This is a genomic window from Microbacterium plantarum (assembly GCF_035231185.1).
Classification (GTDB): Bacteria; Actinomycetota; Actinomycetes; order Actinomycetales; family Microbacteriaceae; genus Microbacterium; species Microbacterium plantarum.
Window position 1 is genome coordinate 3,295,995 of the sequence record NZ_CP141117.1, and the last position, 20,979, is coordinate 3,316,973.

At 69.0% G+C, this 20,979-nt stretch carries 22 protein-coding genes; 5 read left to right on the forward strand and 17 right to left on the reverse strand.

Features of this window, described 5'->3' with window-relative positions:
- Window positions 1–3 precede the first annotated feature (3 nt).
- From VC184_RS16045 to dnaB, 5 genes are all read right to left on the reverse strand, one after another.
- On the reverse strand, window positions 4–1,326 hold the full coding sequence (locus tag VC184_RS16045; RefSeq protein ID WP_274179161.1) for an APC family permease: 1,323 nt from the start codon (window positions 1,324–1,326) through the stop codon (window positions 4–6).
- Between the two features lie 182 nt (window positions 1,327–1,508).
- On the reverse strand, window positions 1,509–1,775 hold the full coding sequence (locus VC184_RS16050; RefSeq protein ID WP_274179160.1) for a hypothetical protein: 267 nt from the start codon (window positions 1,773–1,775) through the stop codon (window positions 1,509–1,511).
- Between the two features lie 93 nt (window positions 1,776–1,868).
- Window positions 1,869–2,771 carry an ATP-grasp fold amidoligase family protein gene (locus VC184_RS16055; RefSeq protein ID WP_323986891.1) on the reverse strand — a complete coding sequence of 301 codons (903 nt, stop codon included), beginning with the start codon at window positions 2,769–2,771 and terminating at the stop codon, window positions 1,869–1,871.
- A complete protein-coding gene (locus VC184_RS16060; protein WP_274179158.1) occupies window positions 2,768–3,115 on the reverse strand; it encodes a hypothetical protein in 348 nt (115 codons plus the stop codon). The genes VC184_RS16055 and VC184_RS16060 overlap by 4 nt, the downstream gene beginning before the upstream one ends.
- Before the next feature lie 73 nt (window positions 3,116–3,188).
- Window positions 3,189–4,559, reverse strand: coding sequence for a replicative DNA helicase (gene dnaB, locus VC184_RS16065; RefSeq protein ID WP_036304736.1), 1,371 nt, complete (start codon window positions 4,557–4,559; stop codon window positions 3,189–3,191).
- A gap of 463 nt (window positions 4,560–5,022) precedes the next feature.
- Here dnaB and VC184_RS16070 point away from each other — a divergent pair, with 463 nt between their 5' ends.
- Entirely contained in the window at window positions 5,023–6,108 is a 1,086-nt protein-coding gene (locus tag VC184_RS16070; RefSeq protein WP_323986892.1) for a hypothetical protein, read from the forward strand.
- Window positions 6,109–6,188: 80 nt separating this feature from the next.
- Window positions 6,189–7,952: a chaplin family protein gene (locus tag VC184_RS16075; RefSeq protein ID WP_323986894.1), complete on the forward strand. Its 1,764-nt coding sequence runs from the start codon at window positions 6,189–6,191 to the stop codon at window positions 7,950–7,952.
- A gap of 263 nt (window positions 7,953–8,215) precedes the next feature.
- Here the strand turns inward: VC184_RS16075 and rplI are convergent, their stop codons facing one another.
- From rplI to rpsF, 4 genes are read right to left on the reverse strand one after another with little or no spacing between them, the layout of a single operon-like run.
- Window positions 8,216–8,668, reverse strand: coding sequence for a 50S ribosomal protein L9 (gene rplI, locus VC184_RS16080; RefSeq protein ID WP_023953547.1), 453 nt, complete (start codon window positions 8,666–8,668; stop codon window positions 8,216–8,218).
- A gap of 11 nt (window positions 8,669–8,679) precedes the next feature.
- Window positions 8,680–8,934, reverse strand: coding sequence for a 30S ribosomal protein S18 (gene rpsR, locus VC184_RS16085; RefSeq protein ID WP_023953545.1), 255 nt, complete (start codon window positions 8,932–8,934; stop codon window positions 8,680–8,682).
- A gap of 59 nt (window positions 8,935–8,993) precedes the next feature.
- Window positions 8,994–9,524, reverse strand: a complete 531-nt coding sequence (locus VC184_RS16090; RefSeq protein WP_023953543.1) for a single-stranded DNA-binding protein — start codon at window positions 9,522–9,524, stop codon at window positions 8,994–8,996.
- 5 nt (window positions 9,525–9,529) lie between these two features.
- The gene (gene rpsF, locus VC184_RS16095) at window positions 9,530–9,886 is read right to left on the reverse strand and encodes a 30S ribosomal protein S6 (RefSeq protein ID WP_036305492.1); all 357 of its coding nucleotides are present in this window, start codon (window positions 9,884–9,886) and stop codon (window positions 9,530–9,532) included.
- Window positions 9,887–10,061: 175 nt separating this feature from the next.
- Here rpsF and VC184_RS16100 point away from each other — a divergent pair, with 175 nt between their 5' ends.
- From VC184_RS16100 to VC184_RS16110, 3 genes are all read left to right on the forward strand, one after another.
- Complete coding sequence (locus VC184_RS16100; protein ID WP_323986897.1) at window positions 10,062–11,048, forward strand: hypothetical protein; 987 nt, start codon at window positions 10,062–10,064, stop codon at window positions 11,046–11,048.
- Entirely contained in the window at window positions 11,045–12,268 is a 1,224-nt protein-coding gene (locus VC184_RS16105) for a hypothetical protein (RefSeq protein ID WP_323986899.1), read from the forward strand. The genes VC184_RS16100 and VC184_RS16105 overlap by 4 nt, the downstream gene beginning before the upstream one ends.
- An 86-nt stretch (window positions 12,269–12,354) precedes the next feature.
- The gene (locus tag VC184_RS16110) at window positions 12,355–12,753 is read left to right on the forward strand and encodes a VOC family protein (RefSeq protein WP_282501723.1); all 399 of its coding nucleotides are present in this window, start codon (window positions 12,355–12,357) and stop codon (window positions 12,751–12,753) included.
- Here the strand turns inward: VC184_RS16110 and VC184_RS16115 are convergent.
- The 8 genes from VC184_RS16115 to VC184_RS16150 form a co-directional block, all read right to left on the reverse strand.
- Window positions 12,729–13,412: a helix-turn-helix transcriptional regulator gene (locus tag VC184_RS16115; protein ID WP_323986901.1), complete on the reverse strand. Its 684-nt coding sequence runs from the start codon at window positions 13,410–13,412 to the stop codon at window positions 12,729–12,731. The two genes, VC184_RS16110 and VC184_RS16115, sit on opposite strands and share 25 nt — an antisense overlap.
- Window positions 13,413–13,512: 100 nt before the next feature.
- The gene (locus VC184_RS16120; RefSeq protein WP_323986903.1) at window positions 13,513–14,241 is read right to left on the reverse strand and encodes an SDR family oxidoreductase; all 729 of its coding nucleotides are present in this window, start codon (window positions 14,239–14,241) and stop codon (window positions 13,513–13,515) included.
- Window positions 14,238–15,032, reverse strand: a complete 795-nt coding sequence (locus VC184_RS16125) for an SDR family NAD(P)-dependent oxidoreductase (RefSeq protein WP_323986905.1) — start codon at window positions 15,030–15,032, stop codon at window positions 14,238–14,240. The genes VC184_RS16120 and VC184_RS16125 overlap by 4 nt, the downstream gene beginning before the upstream one ends.
- A 27-nt stretch (window positions 15,033–15,059) precedes the next feature.
- Window positions 15,060–15,683: a hypothetical protein gene (locus VC184_RS16130; protein WP_274179149.1), complete on the reverse strand. Its 624-nt coding sequence runs from the start codon at window positions 15,681–15,683 to the stop codon at window positions 15,060–15,062.
- The gene (locus VC184_RS16135; RefSeq protein ID WP_323986906.1) at window positions 15,680–16,603 is read right to left on the reverse strand and encodes a carbohydrate ABC transporter permease; all 924 of its coding nucleotides are present in this window, start codon (window positions 16,601–16,603) and stop codon (window positions 15,680–15,682) included. Before VC184_RS16135 ends, VC184_RS16130 begins: the two co-directional genes overlap by 4 nt.
- A complete protein-coding gene (locus VC184_RS16140) occupies window positions 16,600–17,541 on the reverse strand; it encodes a carbohydrate ABC transporter permease (protein WP_274179147.1) in 942 nt (313 codons plus the stop codon). Before VC184_RS16140 ends, VC184_RS16135 begins: the two co-directional genes overlap by 4 nt.
- Window positions 17,542–17,602: 61 nt before the next feature.
- Complete coding sequence (locus VC184_RS16145) at window positions 17,603–18,913, reverse strand: ABC transporter substrate-binding protein (protein WP_274179146.1); 1,311 nt, start codon at window positions 18,911–18,913, stop codon at window positions 17,603–17,605.
- 83 nt (window positions 18,914–18,996) lie between these two features.
- On the reverse strand, window positions 18,997–20,823 hold the full coding sequence (locus tag VC184_RS16150; RefSeq protein WP_323986909.1) for a glycoside hydrolase family 2 protein: 1,827 nt from the start codon (window positions 20,821–20,823) through the stop codon (window positions 18,997–18,999).
- Window positions 20,824–20,979: the final 156 nt, after the last annotated feature.

Consider the following 20,979-nt stretch of genomic DNA (forward strand, 5'->3'; position numbering starts at 1 on the left):
CGGTCACGACGGAAGCTCCCCGCGACCACGCGCCCACCGGGCCAGGAAGTACAGCCCGACGCCGACCACGATGAGGATGGCGCCGAAGATCCATACCCGGAGGGTCTGCTGGCTCAGCAGCAACAGGCAGGACGCGACGCCGAGCACGGGAACGAACGTCCAGACGCGGAAGTGATCGTGATCGACGCGGTCGCGGCGCAGGACGAGCACCGAGATGTTCGCGCTCAGGAAGACGAAGAGCAGCAGCAGGACGACCGTCTCGGCGAGCAGCGCCAGGTCGCCCACGAGCGTCAGCAGCATCGCGACGAGCGTCGTGGCGAGGATCGCCACCCACGGCGTCTGCCGCCCGGGCAGCACCCGCGACAGAGCGCGCGGCAGCAGCCCCTGCTCTGCCATGCCATACGTGAGACGGCTCGCCATGATCATCGTCAGCAGCGCACCGTTGGCGACGGCGATGAGCGCGATGAGGCTGAACAGCCACGAGGGGATGGCGACGCCGCTCGCTTCGACGACAGCGAGGAGGGGGCCGCTCGAGCTCGACAATTCTTCGGGCGGCAGAGCGATGCTGCTCGCGAGGCCGACCAGCACGTAGACCAGCCCGGCTGCACCGAGAGCGGCGAACAGCGCTCGCGGGTACATCTTCGAGGGTTCCTTGACCTCTTCGATCATGTTCGCCGACGTCTCGAAGCCCACGAAGGAGTAATACGCGATGATCGCTCCGGCGAGCACGGCCGACGCGACGCCGGTGCCCTCGGGCACCTGCGTGACGCGCGAGACATCCCCGCCACCGCCGGCGAGGAGGAACCCGACCACGACCACGACGATCACCAGCCCGGAGACCTCGATGGCGGTCATGACGAAGTTCGCGCCCATCGACTCCCGGATGCCGCGGGCATTGAGAGCCGCGAGCACGGCGAGGAACACGATGGCGACCGGCACCACGGGAACCTCGACGAACGTCTGCAAGTACTGACCGGCGAAGGCGATCGACAGCCCCGCCGCGCTCACGACACCCGCGGCCAGCATGCAGAAGCCGACGAGGAACGACACGAGCCTGTTCTTGAACGCGCGCTCGGCGAAGACGGCCGCGCCGCCGGCCCGCGGGTACTTCGTCACCAGCTCGGCGTACGACCCGGCGGTGAGCAGCGCGAGCACGAGGGCGGCGAGGAGGGGCGCCCACAGCATTCCGCCGACACGCTCGGCCAGCACCCCCATCAGTGCATAGACACCTGCACCCAGAACGTCACCGAGGATGAAAGCGAACAGCAGCGGTCCGCCGATTCCTCGCCGAAGGCGAGTGGGCACGGGGGTATCGGTCTTGCTCATTCCGCGAACGTTAGATCGCGGAATCCCGAAACCCGTAGCGGGTTGACAGCAGACCCGCGGATGAGCCCAGACCCCGACCGCGCGGCCGACCGCGGGCGAGGCGGTAGCCTCACCTCCGTGCCCAGACGCACACGAGCGTCGGAAACGGAGGCCGGGCTGCGCAGCCTCCTCTCACTCGTCGGCTACGAAGCCCGCGCTTCGTCGAGTTGACGCAGGCGCGCGGTGATGCCGACGAGGCCCGTGCTCCACGCGACCGTGACGGCCACGGCACCCGACGTCGACGCGATGATCCCGGCGGGCGACCCGCTCATGCCGGCCACGATGGCCCAGGCGATGAGAGCCAGCAGCGCGATGGCCGATCCGACCGGCAGCCAGGTCCTCGCCGTTTGCAGGCGGGACGCCTCTCGCGTCGCACGGTCGGCGGGCTGGTTGGCGAGGGCAGTGCTCATGGATACGACGCTATGCGGGCTGAGTGGGCCGCGCCTCCGCCGTACGGCGGAACCCTCGCGCGCGAGCATCCGGCGCACGGGTGAGGCACGACGTCAGCGGTAGCGCCGCGGCACTGTCCAGGGGCGGCCGAACTCGGTGTTGTACGACTCCGGATCGAACGGGCTGTCGCCGCCGGCGGGGAAGCTCGTGAGCTCGCCGAAGACCACGCGACCGTCGACGTCGTACAGATCGACGCGCACGAAGTCGGTGCCCTCGCCGAGCCGCTCGGCGATGCTGATCATCTCGTCGAGATGCGCCGGCCGCGAGCGCTCGGGATCAGCCCAGGGCGGGCCGCCACTCATCGGGATGCGGCTCCAGTCGGGTCGGAAGAAGTCCTGCGTGCGACCGCCGAAGCGTCCGCCGTCGACCTGGATGAAGTGGCATCGCCCATGGAAGACGAAGAACTTGTAGTCGTCCGGGATGCCGCCGTCGGCACCGACCAGGAACTCCTCGACGATGACTCGGCGCGGCACCTGTCCGTAGACCCACTCGCGATTCGGGCCCTGACCGTAGAGCTTGGCGAGCCAGCCCGCGGCGATCGCCGCGAGGTCGTGCGGGTTCGCGAACTCCGGACGCACGTGCCGATAGACCCAGCCCCAGCGCGCTTCCGGAAGCCGGGCATCCGCGGAGGCGGCGGCGGACACGACGATCGCAGCGCCGCTCCCGTGCGTCGGCTTCACGACGTAGGCATCGGGCCAGTCGAGGTCCAGCAGGCTCTGCGGATCTTCGATGATCGCGTAGGCGCGGGGCAGGTACTGCTCGCCGATGACCGCGGCGACGTAGTCGCGCACAGCGGCCTTGTCCGCGAAGGTGACGATGAGGCTGCGGCGGTCGCGCAGCATCTTGTACCGCACCTTCTCACGGAACGTCATCGGATTGCGGGTGCGCCACAGGCGCAGCATCCGAACCAGCCGGCTGCGCTCGCGCCAGCGGACGCCATGATGGCGAGGTGTCACGACTCGTCGAGGTCGCCTTCGTCGTGACCGATCGACTTCGCCTCGAGGAACGTGCAGAGCTCGGCGGCGACGGTGAACTCGGCCGCGAGCGAGTGCATCTGGAAGCTGCTGAGAATGGTGAAGTCGGGCTGCGGTTCGATGGTGATCCGCCAGCGGGCATCGCCGATCTCGATGGGCTCCATGAACACCGACACGGAGGAGTTCGCGAGGGGCACGACGACGAGCCCCGTGTCCGATCCCTCCGAACCGTCCTGCACGAGGACGCGGATGAGCTCACCCGCTCCCCGCTGCTCGTGGAACTCGCCGAGCCAGCGCTCGAGCGTCTCTTTACTGCGGAACGGCATCAGGCTCCCAACGGGCCGAGGGCGGATGCGCGTGATTCCGCGCACTGGACTATAACGGTCGTCGGCTGACCGTTCAGTCCATCCCCACGGCCATGTCGGTGAACCGCGAGAAGTGACCCTGGAACGCCACCGTCACCGTGTCGGTCGGACCGTTGCGGTGCTTCGCGACGATGAGGTCGGCCTCGCCGGCACGGGGGCTGTCCTTCTCGTAGGCCGCCTCGCGGTGCAGCAGGATGACGATGTCGGCATCCTGCTCGATCGAGCCCGACTCACGCAGGTCGCTGATCGCCGGCTTCTTGTCGGCACGCTGCTCGGCACCACGGTTCAGCTGCGACAGCGCGATGACGGGAACCTGCAGCTCCTTCGCGAGCAGCTTGAGCGCACGCGAGAACTCCGAGACCTCCTGCTGACGCGACTCGACGCGCTTACCGCTGGTCATCAGCTGCAGGTAGTCGATCACGACCATCTTGAGGCCCACGCGCTGCTTGAGGCGGCGGCACTTCGCGCGGATCTCGACGAGCGTCATATTGGGGCTGTCGTCGATGTAGAGCGGAGCGTCGTTGATGCGGCCACGCGTCGCGGCGACGGTGGTCCAGTCGCGTGAGTCGAGGGTTCCCTTGCGCATCGACTGCAGCGGCACGGCGCCCTCGGCGCTCATGAGGCGCATCGCGATCTCGCTGCGCCCCATCTCGAGCGAGAAGAAGATCGTGGGCGAGTTGTTCTTGATCGCGGCGGCGCGGGCGAAGTCGAGCGCGAGCGTCGACTTACCCATGGCGGGACGCGCCGCGACGACGATCATCTGACCGGGATGCAGGCCGTTGGTCAGCTGGTCGAGCCCGGAGAAGCCGGTCGGGATGCCGGTCATCTGGCCATCGCGACCACGTGCGGCTTCGATGTCGTCGATGGCAGCGGTGACGGCGACCTCGAGGGGGACGTAGTCCTCGGCCTTCTCCGCACCGGTGACCGAGTAGATCTCGGCCTGTGCGTTGTTGACGAGGTCGACCGCGTCGCCCTGGCCGTTGTAGCCCATCTGGACGATGCGGGTTCCGGCCTCGACGAGGCGGCGCAGCAGGGCGCGCTCGTTGACGATCGTCGCGTAGTAGCCGGCGTTCGCCGCGGTCGGGACGATGGAGGTCAGCGTGTGCAGATAGTCGGCCCCGCCAGCGCGCTGCAGCTCGCCGTTCTTGATGAGCTCGTCGGTGACGGCCACAACATCGGTCGGCTCACCATGGGAGTACAGCGAGAGCAGCGCCTCGTAGATGAGCTCGTGCTTCGGCACGTAGAAGTCGGTGCCCCGGAGCGTCTCGATGACGTCGGCGACGGCATCCTTCGACAGCAGCATTCCGCCGAGCGTGCTCTGCTCGGCGAGCATGTCGTGCGGCGGGGTGCGATCGGGTTCGCGCCGTCCGCCGAGCCTGTCGTCAGAGATGTCCGCGATCGACATCCGCACCCCCGCATCCTGGCCTGTGACCGAGCCGGAGTACACGGTATGGAGGGCATCCGACACCCGCAAACCGGCCTGTGGATAACTCTGTGGAGAGGATGCGGGAAACGCCGCGACGGTTGTGAAGAAGTCCTGTGGAAAACGCCCGGGGATACGTGGAAAGTCTACGAGTAATTAGCCGTTGATCAGGGGTTTAAGTTTCCCCAACCTGTGGATGAAGATCGTGGTTGAAGTCTCACTTGAAGGTTGTTCATCTGGGGACTCACTTGTGTAAAACGCCCGCCTTGTCAAGTCGACTCCGCGCCCCCGGCGCGGCATCCTCAGGACGGGCTCATGACGAACTCAGCGGAACCCTAGACAGTCGCCCGAGACAGGAGTATCTTTCTTCGCCAAGCAGTACCCGACGGCACGGGGTCTCCCGTGCGAACGATGTCGACGCTCTCGGGGGAGGTGATCGCTCGTCATGGCCCAGCACCGCCGTGCGCCTCGCTGGGTGCCGATCCTCGGCACCGGCGTCGGTCTCGCCTTCGCCTGGACGGCGCTCTCCCTCGCACTCGCGCCCGCGAGCTACGCGGCCGACGAAGAGACTGGGCCCCTGCAGGGCATCGTCTCCGCCGTCACCGACCCGGTCGACCGTGCCGTCGAAGACGTCGTCGCTCCGGTGCTCGACACTGTCGTCCAGCCTGTGGCCCGCGTCGCAGATCCCGTCGTGCAGGCTGTCGCCCCCGTCGTGCAGTCGGCCCCTCCCGCCGTCGCGCCGGTCGTCGAACCGGTCGTCCGCGAGGTGGTCGAGCCCGTCGCGCAGAACGTCGTCGCACCGGCTGTGCAGCCGGTCGCAGACGTGGTCGAGCCCGTTTCGGATGTCGCGGCGCCCGTCACGGAGAACCTCGCGCCTGTCGTCGCACCGATCGTCGGCTCACTGTCTCCGGTGACCGATGCCGTCGGCGCCCCCGTGACTCCCGTGCTCGGCATCCTCGACGGCGCCCTGGCACCCGTCGTGGCGGTGCTCGCTCCGGTGACCGATGCCCTCGCGCCCGTCACGGACGCGCTGACTCCCGTCATCGTCCCGATCACGGATGCCGTTGTACCCGGCGGCTCGCAGCCGTTCGTCCCCCTGCTTCCCGGCGAGACGCCGGAGCCCGGAATCGCCACCAGCTCGCCGCTGGACGCGCTTTCCGCCGTCGCCCTCGGTCTGGCACGCGACCTGGCTACGTCCACGTCGACCGACGGCCCATTCGGCATTTTCGGCGTCCTGGCGACGTCGGCCGAGGTTCTCGCGCCCTCATCCGAACTGTTCGCCGCGGCGGCCAGCGCGGCACCCGCCGTCGCGGGTCATGCGCTCGCTCTGGGCGCACCGGCGTCGGGTGGCCTCGCCGTCAGCGCTCCGGGCGCGGCCTCGGCCGGCGCCGCCGCTGCCGGAGGCGGTATCGCCGCAGCCCTGTTCGCATTCGCCGGAGCAGCGTTCCTGCTCCCCGGACGCCGCGGACGCCTCACGAACTCGACGGGCCCGATCTCGCCCGTCTACCCCACCGACGTCTCTCCTGACTGACGAACGGCCGGCCGCGCTCGAGCGGCACGACCATCGGCGCGCAGCGCCATCCATTCGTCATTCTCAAGGAGAGAACAATCATGAACACCATCGTCTCGCGTGCCATCTGGGGCACGCTCGTCGCCGGGGGGATCACGATCCTCGGCGCATCGGTCGCCCACGCGGCCGACACCACGGGAGAGGACGGGCTGCTCTCGGGCACCCAAGGAATCGTCTCCGTCGACGCCCCGATCACGGTCAGCGGAACATCGGTCGCCGTCCTCGGTGATGCGGACAGCTCGACGTCAGGCTCGAGTGCACCGGAATCGGCACCGGCGCCCAGCGGCTCGACGAGCGGCTCGGACGGCGTCGGCTCGGGGTCGCAGGCGCTCATCAGCGTTTCCGTGCCCGTGACGGTCGAGGGCACCTCCGTCGCCGTCGTCGGCGACAGCACGTCGTCGACGGACAGCGGCAGCGCACCCGCCGAGTCGGCTCCCGCTCCGGCGCAGCCCGCTCCCGCACCCGCTGCCGAAACGGACGGGTCGGATGGCGTCGCCTCCGGCACCCAGGTCGTCGCTCCGGTGACGGCGCCGATCGAGGTCAGCGGCACCGCCGTCTCGGTCATCGGAGACGCCACCAGCGACACCACCACCAGCGGCAACGGCGCTGGCAACGGCGGTTCGACGGCTGACGCGTCGACCGGCGGCTCGGACAGCGTCCTCGGCGGCACCCAGGTCGTGGCCCCGGTGACGGCACCGATCGAGGTCAGCGGCACCGCCGTCTCCGTCATCGGGGACGCCACCACCGACACCACCACCGGCAACACGGCCGGCAACGGCGGCACGACGGGCACCGCGCCCGAGGCAACCACGGACGGCACCGACGGAATCCTCGGCGGCACCCAGGTGCTCGCACCCGTGACGGCACCGATCGACCTCACCGGCACCGCCATCTCCGTCATCGGAGACGCCACCACCGACACCACCACCGGCAACAACACCGCTGGCAACGGCGGCGGCACCACGGGCACCACGCCCGAGGCAACCACCGACGGCACCGACGGCATCCTCGGCGGCACCCAGGTCGTCGCACCCGTGACGGCACCGATCGACCTCACCGGCACCGCCATCTCCGTCATCGGAGACGCCACCACCGACACCACCACCGGCAGCAACACCGCTGGCAACGGCGGCGGCACCACGGGCACCACGCCCGAGGCCACCACCGACGGCACCGACGGAATCCTCGGCGGCACCCAGGTCGTCGCACCCGTGACGGCACCGATCGACCTGACCGGCACCGCCATCTCCGTCATCGGAGACGCCACCACCGGCAGCAACGGCGGCACGACGGGCACCACGCCCAGCGCGTCGACCAGCGGCTCGGACAGCATCCTCGGCGGCACCCAGCTGGTGCTCCCGATCACTGCCCCGATCTCGCTGACCGGAAACGCGATCTCGGTGATCGGCGACTCGACCACCGAGGTCGTCACCCCGGCCGGCCCGGGAACCGACCCCGGCACCGACCCCGGCACTGACCCGGGCACCGACCCCGGCACGGACCCCGGAACCGACCCCGGCACGGACCCCGGAACCGACCCGGGAACCGACCCCGGAACCGACCCGGGAACCGACCCCGGCACCACGCCCGGCACGGATGGCAACGGCGAAGCCCCCGCGGTTCCGACCACGTCGAGCATGACGGACACCGCTGTGGTCGGCACGTCGGCTTCGGCAGCGTCGGCTCGCCCGCTGATGCTCGCCAAGACGGGCGGTGAGACCCCGGTGGCTCTCGGCATCGGCGCCCTGGCGCTGACGCTGATGGGGCTCGTCCTCGTCGCTCTGCGCCGTCGCGCCACGGTCTGATCCCGACAGGAGTCAGTCTCGGACAAAGCGGATGCCGCGGGCCCTCGGCCTGCGGCATCCGCTCCGGCCTGCCCGCGGGGCACCTCGCCGACGCGCACGCCACCGCACCGGGATGCAAGGGATCTGCACCGACACCCCGGGGCTCGGCATCCGCTCGCGGGGTGTCGGCCCGGAAACCTTGCATCCCGGCCCGCGGCACGCGCCCGAAAACGACGGATGCCGCGAACCCGAAGGTCCGCGGCATCCGTACGGTGCGCCAGGGATTACTTGGCGGCGACCACCTGCAGGGTGATCACGGCGGTGAGGTCGTCACGCAGGCGAATGGTCGCCTCGTGCTCGCCCACGGCCTTGATCGGCGAGGTGATGTGGATCTTGCGCTTGTCGAGGTCGCCCAGACCAGCGGTCTTGACGGCGTCAGCCACGTCGGCGGGCTTGACCGCACCGAACAGACGGCCTTCGGCGCCGGCCTTGACCGACAGCTTGACCTTGTTCGACTCGAGGTTGTTCTTGAGAGCCACGGCCTCTTCGTGGTCGTGGATCGCGCGGGCGTCGCGAGCGGCGCGAATCGACGCCACCTGCTTCTCGCCACCGCGGGTCCAGGCCACAGCGAAGCCCTGGGGGATGAGGTAGTTGCGGGCGTACCCGTTCTTGACCTCGATGACGTCACCGGCGCTTCCGAGCCCGGCGACCTCGTTCGTGAGAATCAGCTTTGCCATGTCGGTGCTCCTTACCGGCCAGCGCCGGCGTAAGGCAGGAGCGCCATTTCGCGCGCGTTCTTGATCGCCTTGGCGATCAGACGCTGCTCCTGCACCGAGACACCGGTGATACGACGGGCGCGGATCTTCCCACGCTCCGAGATGAACTTGCGGAGCGTCGAAACGTCCTTGTAGTCGATGACGCCGACGCGGATCGCCTTCGCGGGGGCCGCGTTCTTCGCGCCCTTCCGCGGCTTGCGGCGGTCGCCGGTTGCCTTTCCAGCCATTGTTTTTCCTTACGAGAGTGATGATCGGATGCCGCTGCACGCAGCACCCGGAATCCGATTCAGAACGGGGTGTCGTCGCCGTAGGAGGCGCCGCTGGTACCCGGTGCGCTCCACGCGTCGGGAGCCGAAGAACCCGGGGTCGCCCACGGCTCCTCCTGCACCTGCTGCTGCGGGCGCGACTGCTGACCGCCGCCGAAGCTTCCGCCGCCACCACCACCGGAGCCGGATGCGGCGCGCGTGACCTGTGCGGTCGCGTAGCGCAGCGAGGGGCCGATCTCGTCGACCTCCAGCTCGATCGCGGTGCGGTTCTGGCCCTCACGGTCCTGGTAGGAGCGCTGACGCAGGCGGCCGGTCGCGACGACCCGCATGCCCTTGGTCAGCGAACCCGCCACGTGCTCGGCGAAGTCACGCCACACGGACGCGCGGAGGAACAGCGCTTCGCCGTCCTTCCACTCGTTCGCCTGACGGTCGAAGGTGCGAGGAGTCGAGGCGATCGTGAAGTTCGCCACCGGCAGGCCGTTCTGCGTGTAACGCAGCTCGGGGTCTGCCGTGAGGTTGCCCACGACGGTGATGACGGTCTCGCCGGCCATGAGCCTTACGCCTTCGCAGCCTTAGCGGGGGCGGCAGCCTTGCGAGCGGCCTTCGCCTCGGAGCGCGCCTTCTCGGCGGCGACCTGTGCGATGGCCTCCTCGGCGCGCAGGACCTTGGTGCGCATGATCGACTCGCTCAGCTTCAGCTGGCGGTCGAGCTCCTGCGTGGTCTCGCTCGTCGCGGTGAAGTTGACGACGGCGTAGATGCCCTCGTTCTTCTTCTGGATCTCGTACGCCAGGCGGCGACGGCCCCAGATGTCGATGTTCTCGATGGTTCCGCCGTCATTCGTGATGACCTTGAGGAACTTGTCAAGGTTGGGAGCAACCTGACGCTCATCGATCTCGGGCTGGAGAATCACCATGAGCTCGTACTGGTACGTGTGCGTCACTGACCCACCTCCTTCGGACTAGAACGGCTCCCGGGCGTTTCCCGGAAGCAGGAGGGTGTGTAGCACGTGCCCGACCGAGGTCGGACAACCACAACAGCTTACCTGATCGCGCGTGATCCCGCCGACCGGTCACCGGTAGCGTGGGCGCATGGAGTGGACCGCGGACGTCTCGACCGGCGAATGGCTGCGCGAACGCGTCGACGATCCGTGGCGGGGGACGTTCCACGACGTCGTGCCGCGGGGCTTCGAGGCGTACGCGCGCATCCTGCATCCGGCATCCGTCCAGTCACGCGAGAGCGGCGAACGCCTCCCCCCGTTCGACGCGTGGGTCGAGATGCCGTGGCAGCAGTCGCAGCAGGTGACGGCAGACCTCGTGACCGATCCCGCCACGTGGGCCGAGACCGCCGCCGCCTTCGGGACGACGCTGCATCCGCTGGCGCAGTGGGATTCGATCGTGCGCTCGCCCGAGTTCGGCTCGAACCAGCGCAGCGCGCCCGACGGCCGCTGGTTCGCCGCACCCGGAATAGGCGAGCTCGACCCGCACCGCATGGCGGTTCTCGCGCGTGAGCTGATCAGGCACACGTCGACACCGGATGACGTGACCGCGGGCCTCTGGGAAGGCCGGGGCGGCCTGCTCGGGCACCTCGGACGCGCGCCGTCGCGCACGGTCTTCCAGCCCGGCGACCCCGACGACGCGACCCTCGCCCGCCACAACCGCATGCTCGGGTCGTCGATCGGCGACCGCTTCAACAGCGTCTTCCGCAAGCCCACGTGGCAGGAGGGCATCCTGTCGCGCGAGATCTCGGAAGGACCACGGCTGAGGCTGCCGGAGCGGGCTTTCGTCCTGTTCCGCGGCGCTGTCGACGAGTTCGCCGACGACGACTGGGAGCTGCGGATGCCGTGGCGCGACCTCGCCGCCGAGGCGATAGGAGCCGTGCCGACGTCGCAGAGCCCGAGCCTGCTCTGGCCCGCGGACCGCGCCTGGGTCATGGTCTCGGAAGTCGACTTCGACTCGACGATCGTCGGGGGCTCGCGGGAGCTCGTGAACGCGATCTGCCGGTCCCCGGAGCTCGAAGCCCTGCCCCTTCCGGCCGACGCATCCCTGTCGTGGGGAGCAGACGAGGTCAATCGATGAGCGTTCCGTTCGACCCCCGACCCCTGCTCGAGCCGGTGTCGCCCGCGACGGCGCGCGCGTTCCGCAAGCAGCTCGCCGACAGCGGCCGGCTCCCCGGCGGGTCGGGCACCGCCGGTGTGATCATCGCCATCGTCGTCATCGTCTTCGTGGTGCTCGTGTTCGGCGGCGTCCTGTCCGCCATCATCGGCGGCCTGGTGTTCGCCGTCGGGACGCAGTCGGGTTTCGGTGCGGTGGTCTCGCTGGCGCCCGTCATCCCCCTCGTCATCATCATCGCCCTCGCGGCGCTCATCCCTTTCTTCGTCCGCCGGCAGCGCGCTGCGCAAGCCGCGGTCTGGTACCGGCTCGACCGGTTCGCGCGGGCCAACGGCATGAGCTTCGAGCCGCAGCGACCCCAGCCCCCGCTGCCGGGGATGATCTTCTCGCAGGGGTCGGGGCGGATGGCATCCAATCTCGTCCGCGGCGACCAGCCGCGCTTCGTCGAGTTCGCGAACTACCGTTACACGACCGGGTCGGGCAAGAACCAGCAGACGCACACGTGGGGCTACGTCGCGGTGCACCTGTCGACGCCCCTGCCGCACATCGTGCTCGACGCCCTCGGCAACAACGGACTGTTCGGCTCGAACCTCCCCGTCGCGTTCGACCGCGACCAGCACCTGACCCTCGAGGGCGACTTCGACCGGTACTTCCGCCTCTACTGCCCGCGCGGATACGAGCGCGACGCGCTGTACCTCTTCACGCCCGACATCATGGCGCGCTTCGTCGACAACGCCGCAGCACTGGATGTCGAGATCGTCGACGACTGGCTCTTCTTCTACGGAAAGCGCGACTTCTCGACGCTCGATCCCGCGACCTGGTCGTGGCTGTTCGGTGCGGTCGGCGCCATGATCGACAAGTTCGCGCAATGGGAGCGCTGGCGCGACGACCGGCTCGCGCCGCCCGCGGCGTCCGGTGTGGGGGCGGTGCCGGCCGTACCGGCGCAACCGAGTCCCGCGGGGCCGGCTACGGCGGGACCGGGTGCGGCCGCCGGCGCCGCATCCGCGCTGCCCGTCACGCCGCCGCCGGGACTGCTGCGCCCGCCGCCCGGTGTCGCCGCGCCCGGCCAGCGCTTGAAGAAGAGCGTCCCGTGGATGGCGGTGGTCGTAGTCCTGCTGATCGTCACGGTCGGCGCCATCGGTCCGGTCATCGCCTTCATCGGCGGACTCTTCGCCGCCATGCGCTGACCGGCCGGCGTGACGCGAACAGGCTGAGCACAGGGTGGCCGTTTTGTTCACGACGAGGCTGCCCGGCCGGCCCTACGGTGAGGCCCATGACACTCGCACTCGGATTCATCGGAATCGTGACCAAGGACATGGCGGCGTCCCTGGCCTTCTATCGAGCCCTCGGCGTTCACATCGATGCGGGCCAGGACGACCGCCCTCACGTCGACGCCACGCTCGACGACGGAACGGCGCTGGCGTGGGACACCATCGACACGATCCGCTCGTTCGATCCGGCCTACACGCCCGCGTCGGGCGGTCACCGCATCGCGCTCGCCTTCGATAAGGGCACGCCAGCCGAGGTCGACGCAGCGTACGCGACGATGATCACCTCTGGATTCGCTGGGCACGTGGCGCCGTGGGATGCCGTCTGGGGCCAGCGCTACGCGACCCTGCTCGATCCCGACGGAAACTCCGTCGACCTCTACGCCGCGCTGAGCGCGAACTGAGCGGGGCTGCGACCGACCAGGCGCTGGAACTCGCGTGAGAGGTGCGGCTGGTCGGCGAAGCCGGCCGCGGCTGCAGCATCCACGATCGAAGAGCCGGACCGCAGCATCCGTTGTGCGCGGCGGGCCCGCTCGAGGCGCACCAGGGTGGCGTAGCCGTAGCCGAAAGTCGCAAGCATCCGCCGGCGGAACGTGCGTTCCGACATCCCGAGCGACGCGGCGGCATCCCGGGCCGGGCCGGCATAGAAGGCGAAGCGGCGAGCGCCGTCGATCCAGGGTGCGCTCTCGTCGCCGAGCGCGGCGATCCGCGATACGGCCTCATGACGCCCCGACCGGCTCGCCACTCGCAGCATCGTCTCGCGCAGACGGCGTGCGTGCCCGGCCGCGGCGAGATCGTCGAGCGGAACGAGCTGATCTGCGATCGTGGCGAGGTCGATTCGCAGTACGTGTGCGGCACGGCCGGGCGCGAGCCGCAGACCGGTCGACCCATCCGCGCCGTCGGGCGCGGTCTCGAGCCAGCGTGTCGAGGGTCCCGCGACGTCGACCCGGCCGTCGCGGAGGATGAGGTCGACGCATCCGTCCGCGGGGATGACGGCATGCCCGGCGCTATGGTCCGAACACCACAGCGCCGCCGCGCCCGACAACCGCACCTCCGAGTACATGGGCCCAGTCTCGCGCCTCGAGTCGCTCGAAGTCCCACTTCAGCCGGGAATCCGCCCTGGATACCCGGCCGAACTGGGACCTCGGCTCAGCCGCGCACCCTCAACCGCGCGCGACCGGACTGATCACCAGCTCGTCGATGCGCACGTGCGGGGGCGCATCGACCACGAAGCGCACCGTGCGGCCGATGTCGGCGGGAGTCAGCATCCGCTTGCGGGCTTCGTCGTCGGGCACCTCAGGACGCAGGCTCAGGAACTCCGTGTCGACGTCGCCCGGGCACAGGTGGCACACCCGGATGCCGGCGGCGGACTCCTGCGCGTTCAGGGTCTCGCAGACAGCCGCGAGCGCGCGCTTGCTGGCGCTGTACGCGACACCGGCGAGGGGCGAGAAGCGCCAGGCCGCGATCGACGACACCACGACCACACAGGCCGAGCCGGAGGCACGGAGCGCCGGCAAAGCTGCGTCGAGCACGTGGATGACCCCGTGGAGGTTCGTACCGATGACCTGGTCGACCTCGTCGACCGACTGCGTCGCCCACGTCCGCCGTGGCGAGTTCAGGCCCGCGGCAAGGACGAGCTCGTCGATGCGTCCCCACCGGCCGAGAAGGTCATCTCGAGCCTCCGTCACCGCCCCCGCGTCAGTGGCGTCGAACGGCAGCACGAGGGCCTCTCCGCCCGCGTCCGCCACATCGCGCGCCGTCTGCGCGAGCACGTCCTGACGCCGTCCGCTGAGCGCGAGACGCCGGTCGGGGGCCAGGGCCAGCGCGGCAGCCCGGCCCATTCCGCTGCCGGCGCCGGTGATCCACGTGACGCGTGCCTCGGCCGCGGTCATTCTCGGCCGGCCATCTCGTACGCCCGCTGCGGGAACTGGGTCGCGAACTTGCCGCCGCTCACATCGAGCAGGGTGCCCGTGACGTAGCGCGAGGCATCGCTCGCGAGGAAGCAGACAGCGTCCGCCACTTCGCGCGGGTCACCCCACCGCCGTAGCGTGAGCGTGTCGAGCAGGCGACGCTGCTCATCGTGCGGCTTGTCGGCGAAGCCGTTCATGTCGGTGGGGATCATCCCCGGAGCGTACGCGTTCGCGGTGATCCCCCAGGGACCCAGTTCTCCCGCGAGTGTTCTGGTGAACTGGACGACAGCGGCCTTGGATGCCGCATAGGCCGCCCCGCCGACGCTGGGGATGATGGCCGCGAACGAGGCCGCGTTGACGATGCGGCCTCCACCCTGCCGCTTCATCGCGGGGATGACCGCCTGGCAGGTGCGGAAGGTGCCGGTGACGTTGACGTCGAAGACGCGATTCCAGGTCTCGGCATCGGCGTCCTCGATGAGACCGTCGCCCAGGATGCCGGCGTTGTTGACCAGCACGTCGATGCGTCCGAACCGGCTCAGCGCGGCATCCACGGCCTGCTGCACCGAAGCGGACGAACGCACGTCGCACGCCAGTGAGACGCCATCGAGTTCCGCATCGCGGCGTGCGTCGTCGGCCCAAGCCACCGCATCTTCGGCGATGTCCGTCGCGACGACGATGGCGCGCTCGCGCATGAACGTCTCGGCGATGGCGCGGCCGATGCCGCGGCCCGCTCCGGTGACGACGACGACCTTGCCGTCGAGATCCCACTGCATCGTGCTCTCCTCCGATCGGGGCCGCGCCTACGCGGCCCTCCTCGATGATGTCGCAGCGCGGCGGCGTTCGGCAGCGACGAGCGACACGACGACGAGCCCGGGCGCGATCACGATGAGCGGCGGCAGCATCCACACGACGGTCGCGCTCACCCCGAGCCCGACCAGCACCAGCGACGTTCCGATCGGGTCGTCGATCACGACCGCGCGTCCCTCTCGCCAGAGGTCGATCCACCGTGCGCCCGGCGTCCAGAGCGCCGCGGTCCGCAGCATCGCGACGGCCACGACCACCGCCAGGCCGCCGCTGATGATCGCGAAGACCGCCCCGCCGGGAAGCACCCCCTGGGCCGCCCCGATCGCGTTCAGGACGAGGAGCGCGATGACCACGACGCTGGCCGTGCCGAACCACCAGCCCGAACGCACCGCCTGGAGCCCCCGGGTGGCGAGAAGACCGATCGAGTCGGGCTCGTCGTCGAGGTGCGCGCGGAAGTGCCGCACCCCCGCACCGAACGCCGGGGCGAGTGTCACGAGCGGCAGCGAAAGCAGAGCGACCCCGATGCCGACCACGAACATCTCGCCGAACCCGGCGACGCCCGAGCCGCCGAAGACCGCGCGGCTCTCGGGCGATCCGTCCGCCTTGCGCGCCGAGGTCATCCCTTGAGCCCCTCCGTCGCGACGCCCGCCACCAGGTATCGCTGGAAGGCGAGGAAGAAGAGGACCACCGGCACCAGGGCGAGGATCGCCATGGCCATCTGCGCGCCGTAGTCGCTGGTCGACGTCTGGTCGACGTAGAGGCGCAGAGCCAGCGGCATCGTGTACATGCCCGGATCCTTCAGGTACAGCAGCGGCCCGAAGAAGTCGTTCCACGACCAGATGAACGCGAAGATCGAGCTCGTGACGAGCGCGGGTCGCATGAGGGGCAGGATGACGGCGGTGAAGGTGCGCGCATGGCCGGCGCCGTCAATGCGCGCGGCCTCGTCCAGATCGCGGGGCAGACCGCGGATGAACTGGATCATGAGGAACACGAAGAAGGCGTCGGCCGCGAGGAACTTCCCCAGCAGCAGCGGCCAGTAGGTGTTGATCATGTCGAGCTGGTTGAACACGATGTACTGCGGAATGATCACGACGTGGAACGGCAGGAGCATCGTCGGGATCATGCACAGGAAGAACACCTTGCTGCCGCGGAAACGGATGCGGGCGAACGCGTACGCCGTGACTGAACAGGAGAGCACCACCCCGACGACCGAGGCGACCGCGAGGATGAGCGAGTTCACGACGAACGTCCAGAACGAGACTCCCCCGATCCCGGCGAACGCCGTGGCGTAGTTGTCGAGCGAGAAGGTCTCCGGCACGAGACTCACCGAGCCGATGATCTCGTTGCCCGGCTTGAACGACGACATCACCATCCACGCCGCCGGGTAGAGGATGACGACGAGCACGGCGATCGCGAGCAGGTGGAAGACCACCGCGCTCCCCCGCGTGCCCCAACGCCGCCCTCCCGCGTCGCCGCGACCGCGTCGCCGCGACGACGGGTCGGTCGTGATGAGCTCCGTCTGAGTGATCGTGTTGGTCATCGTTCGTCCCCCGCATAGTGAACCCACGCCCGCGATGTGCGGAACAGCATGAGCGTGACCAAGCCGACGGCGACCACCAGCACCCAGGCCATCGCCGAGGCGTAACCCATCTGGAAGTCACGGAATCCGCGCAGATAGAGGTAGAGCGTGTAGAAAAGCGTCGAACCTGCGGGTCCGCCGCTGCCGTTGGAGATGATGTAGGCCGAGTTGAACACCTGAAAGGCGTGGATCGTCTCGAGCAGCAGGTTGAAGAACAGCACCGGCGACAGCATCGGGATCGTGATCGAGAGGAACCGTCGCACCGGACCCGCGCCGTCGACGGATGCCGCCTCGTACAGCTCCGGCGGCACCTGCTTCAGTCCCGCGAGGAAGATCACCATCGGTGCTCCGAACTGCCACACGGTCAACAGGATGAGCAGCGGCAGCGTGCGCGCCGGGTCTCCCACCCATCCGCCCTCCGAGGCCGGCGGCCCCCCGAAGAACGAGCCGATCTGCGCGACGATGCCGTCGTCGATGAACATCGCCTTCCACACGATCGCGATCGAGACGCTGCCGCCGATCAACGAGGGCAGGTAGAACGCGGACCGGTAGAACCCTTGGCCCCGCCGTGGCGCGTTCAGCAGCAGCGCGACCCCGAGCGCCGCAGCGAGCTTCAACGGCGTTCCGACCAGGACATAGATGCCGGTGACTTTGACCGCCTGCAGGAAGTTGGGGTCGGCGAACATGCGCGTGTAGTTGTCCACGCCGATGAACTCGGGATCGTTGAACAGGTTGTAGTCGGTGAACGACAGCACCAGCGAAGCGACCATCGGACCTGCGGTCAGGGCGAAGAACCCGATGAGCCACGGGCTCAGGAAGAGGTAGCCGGCACGCGTCTCGCGCCGGGCCCGCACGGTCGAGCGCGCACGAACCGGGACGACGGCTGCAGGAGCAGTCATGGGATGTTCCTTTCTCCTGCGGTCCGGCGGCTCGGCCGTGCGGCAGGGTCGTGCGGAGCGATCAGGAGCCCAGCACCAGGGAGATCTCGGAGAACAACTCCTGAGCGAACTGCTTCGTCGTCAGATCGCCGTACCGCAGCTGCTCGTGCAGCTCGCCCCATTTGGCCTCGATGGTGCCGTAGCCCGCGGGCAGGATCGGGTAGCTCGCGGTCAGCTCATCGTCGATGGACGCGAGGTAGTCGAGGTTGACGGTGTCGGCTGCGGTCTGATCGATCGCTTCGCGTCCGGCCTCCGTGGGCGGGGTGCCGAGCGAGGTGCCGAAGATCTTCGCGACCTCGGGCGAGGTGGTGAGGAAGTTCACGAAGGCGGCAGCGGCCTGCTGCTGGTCGGAGTTCTTCGCCACGCTCAGGAGCATGCTCGGCTTGGGTGCGAGCACGTGCTCGTCCTGGCCCTTCTCGAGCGGCGGCTGCACCATGCCGATGTTCTCGGTGCCGGCATCCGTCATGCCCTGCAGCACCGTCGTCGAGAAGTTGAACCAGATCGCCGTCTCACCGGCGAGGAAGCCCCCGCTGGGCGAAAGGGCGACGCTGCGCTCGACAGGGTAGAAGTCGCCGTCCTCGCGGAGATCGGCGGCACCGTCGAGGTACTCGATCACATCGTTCTCGTCGAACGCGGGCGCACCGTTCTCCTCGAAGACCGGACTGCCGTCCTGCATGAGGTGGTAGATGAAGTTCGGAAGGCCGCCCGTGTAGTCCTCCGCCCCGTAGATCCGGGGTTCGGATGACGCCCCGGCCGCGTTGACCTCGAGGACGAAGTCGTTGAACTCGTCCCAGGTCATGTCGTCGGTCGGATAGTCGATACCGAACGAGTCGAGGATGTCCTTGTTGTACATCATCGACCAGGCGTTCGTGCCCAGCGGAACGCCAACGAGCTCGTCATCGACCGTTCCAGATCCGAGCACCTGGTCGTCGACGCCGTCGAGCGGCAGCAGTGAGTCGCGGTAGGGCGAGAGATCGGCGAGCAGACCCTTGCTGGCGTATTCGCCGAGGTAGCCGGCATCCATCATCACCACGTCGGGAAGCGACTTCCCCGCCGCTTCGGTGTTGCGGGCGGTCCAGTAGTCGCCCCAGGCGTTGAAATTCCGCACCACCTCGACGTTCGGGTACTGCTGATTGAAGAGCGCCACGACCTCTTCGAAGCGAGCGGCGCGGTCTTCGTTTCCCCACCACGAGAAGCTGATCTTGGCCGATGTGTCCTCGTCGAACGTGATCTCCTCGGGAGCGGCATCGGATCCTCCTCCAGCGCCGCAACCCGCGAGCAGAAGTGCTGCGGCTCCGACGAGGGCGAGCGATGCGGGCAGTCTCTTCATCATGGTTTCTCCTCATTGAGCGGGCATGAGCCCGGGGTGTCGGTGTCGATGGCGGTGGCGGTGGCCGGCCGAGAACCGGCGGAGGTTCAGTCGGTGCCGGTTCCTCGGACGAGAGACCGGATGGTCTCGATGGGCAGCTTGGGTTCCCGGCCTTCGGTGAGCAGGCCGTTCCGCTCCTGCATGGTGTCGGTGAGCTGCGTCCAGCACCAGCCGGCGAGCCCGTCGGGTCGCCCGCGGAAGCCTCTCGTGCCCGACTGCACGGCCCGGAGGATCGCCGCGACCATCCGGCCGTACTCCTCGGCGCCGCGCGCCTCGGAGTAGCCCCAGGAGTCGTCGGGGCTCGCATCGGCCGCCCACTTCACGCCGCCGAACTCGGTGAGCATGACCGGCTGTCCGTCGTCCGCCGTTCCGGGCAGACGCACGCGGCGACCGGCGGGGCCGATTCCGGAGACGAGCGTGCGCAGCTCGACCGCGTCGACGTCGTAGCGCCGGGCGAGGACATCGCCGTCGGCCTCGTAGTCGTGCAGGGTCCACAGGTCGGAGGTGCCGAGCTCCCATCCGTCGTTGGAGATGACCGGCCGGGTGGGGTCGAGGGCTTTGGTCAGGTGGAACAGCGCTTCCGCGAAGGCCCGCTGATCCGAGCGCGAGGCGATGTGCTGCACGCCCCAGCTCTCGTTGAGCGGCACCCACGTGATGATGCTGGGATGCGCCCGGTCGCGAAGCACGGCTTCGGTCCACTCCGCGGCCGTGCGCTGCACGGCTCGCTCGTCGAAGGTGTACGTCGCGGCCATCTCGCCCCACACCAGGAGCCCGAGCCGATCCGCCCAATACAGGAACCGGTCGTCCTCGACTTTCTGGTGCACGCGCACCGAGTTGAAGCCGAGTTCGGCGATCAATTCGGCCTCGCGTCGCAGCGCGTCGGGCGAGGGGGCCGCGAGGTGGGACTCGGGCCAGTACCCCTGGCTGAGAACCGACCGCAGCGTCACCGGCCGGTCGTTGAGCAGCAGCGCGCCGTCGCTCCATGAGACGCTGCGCAGACCGAGGTAGCTCGCAACGGCATCCGTTCGGCCATCGTCATCCGTCAGTTCGATCCAGGCGTCGAGCAGCGTGGGCCGGTCGGGGCTCCAGAGCAGACGTTCGTAGTTCTGACCGTTTCGCTGTCCGTCCAGGGCGATCGTCAACGTCGCTCGCGTGCCGCTCGTGCGCATCGTCGCAGCGGCGAGCTCCCGCCCCTCGTGCGCGATCCGGATGCTCGCGCGTGCGCGGCCGGGCCGGCTCAGTCGGAGCTCGAGGGTCACCGTGCCGTCGGCGAGGTCGCTGGTCCAGTTGAGCGCGGTGATGTGCTGCGGCGCGATGGACTCGAGCCACACCGACTGCCAGATCCCCGTCGTGCGGTGGTACCAGATCGAGTGAGGCTGTTCCTCCCAGTCCTGCTTCCCCCGAGGCTGCGCGAGGTCGTGCGGGTCGTCCTCGGCGCGCACGACGATGACATGCTCGCGAGCTTCACCGTCGAGCGCGTCGGTGATGTCGACGGCGAAGGGGGTGTGGCCGCCCTCGTGGCTGCCGACCATCTGCCCGTCCACCCAGACGGTGGCCCGGTAGTCGACGGCACCGAAGCGCACGATCGCGCGCTTCTCCGCCCCATGTCCGGCGGCGGCGAGATCTGCGTCGGTCAGCGTCCGGCGGTACCAGACGATCGGGTGGAACCCCGTCTCGCCGATGCCCGAGGCCGGCGACTCCGGCGGGAACGGCACGAGGATGCTGCCGCCCAGCTCGCGACCGTCGAACCACCGTGCGGCGACACCGCGATCGTCGTCGTCGTAGGCGAACCCCCATTCGCCGTCGAGGAGAAGGAACGAGTCCCGCACGAGCTGCGGGCGCGGCCGCGCCGGTTCCAGCGCGCTCGCACGCATCGCGTCGGGCTCTCGACCGGCATCCTGCTCCACTGCAATGGCTCCCTCTGTCGGCTTCGATGCCGACCTCGTCGTCTGTCCCGCCCGCAGGCGAACACGGAAACCGCTTTCCGTTCCACGTTGAACTACACGATAGTTCCACGCTGAACTAGAGTC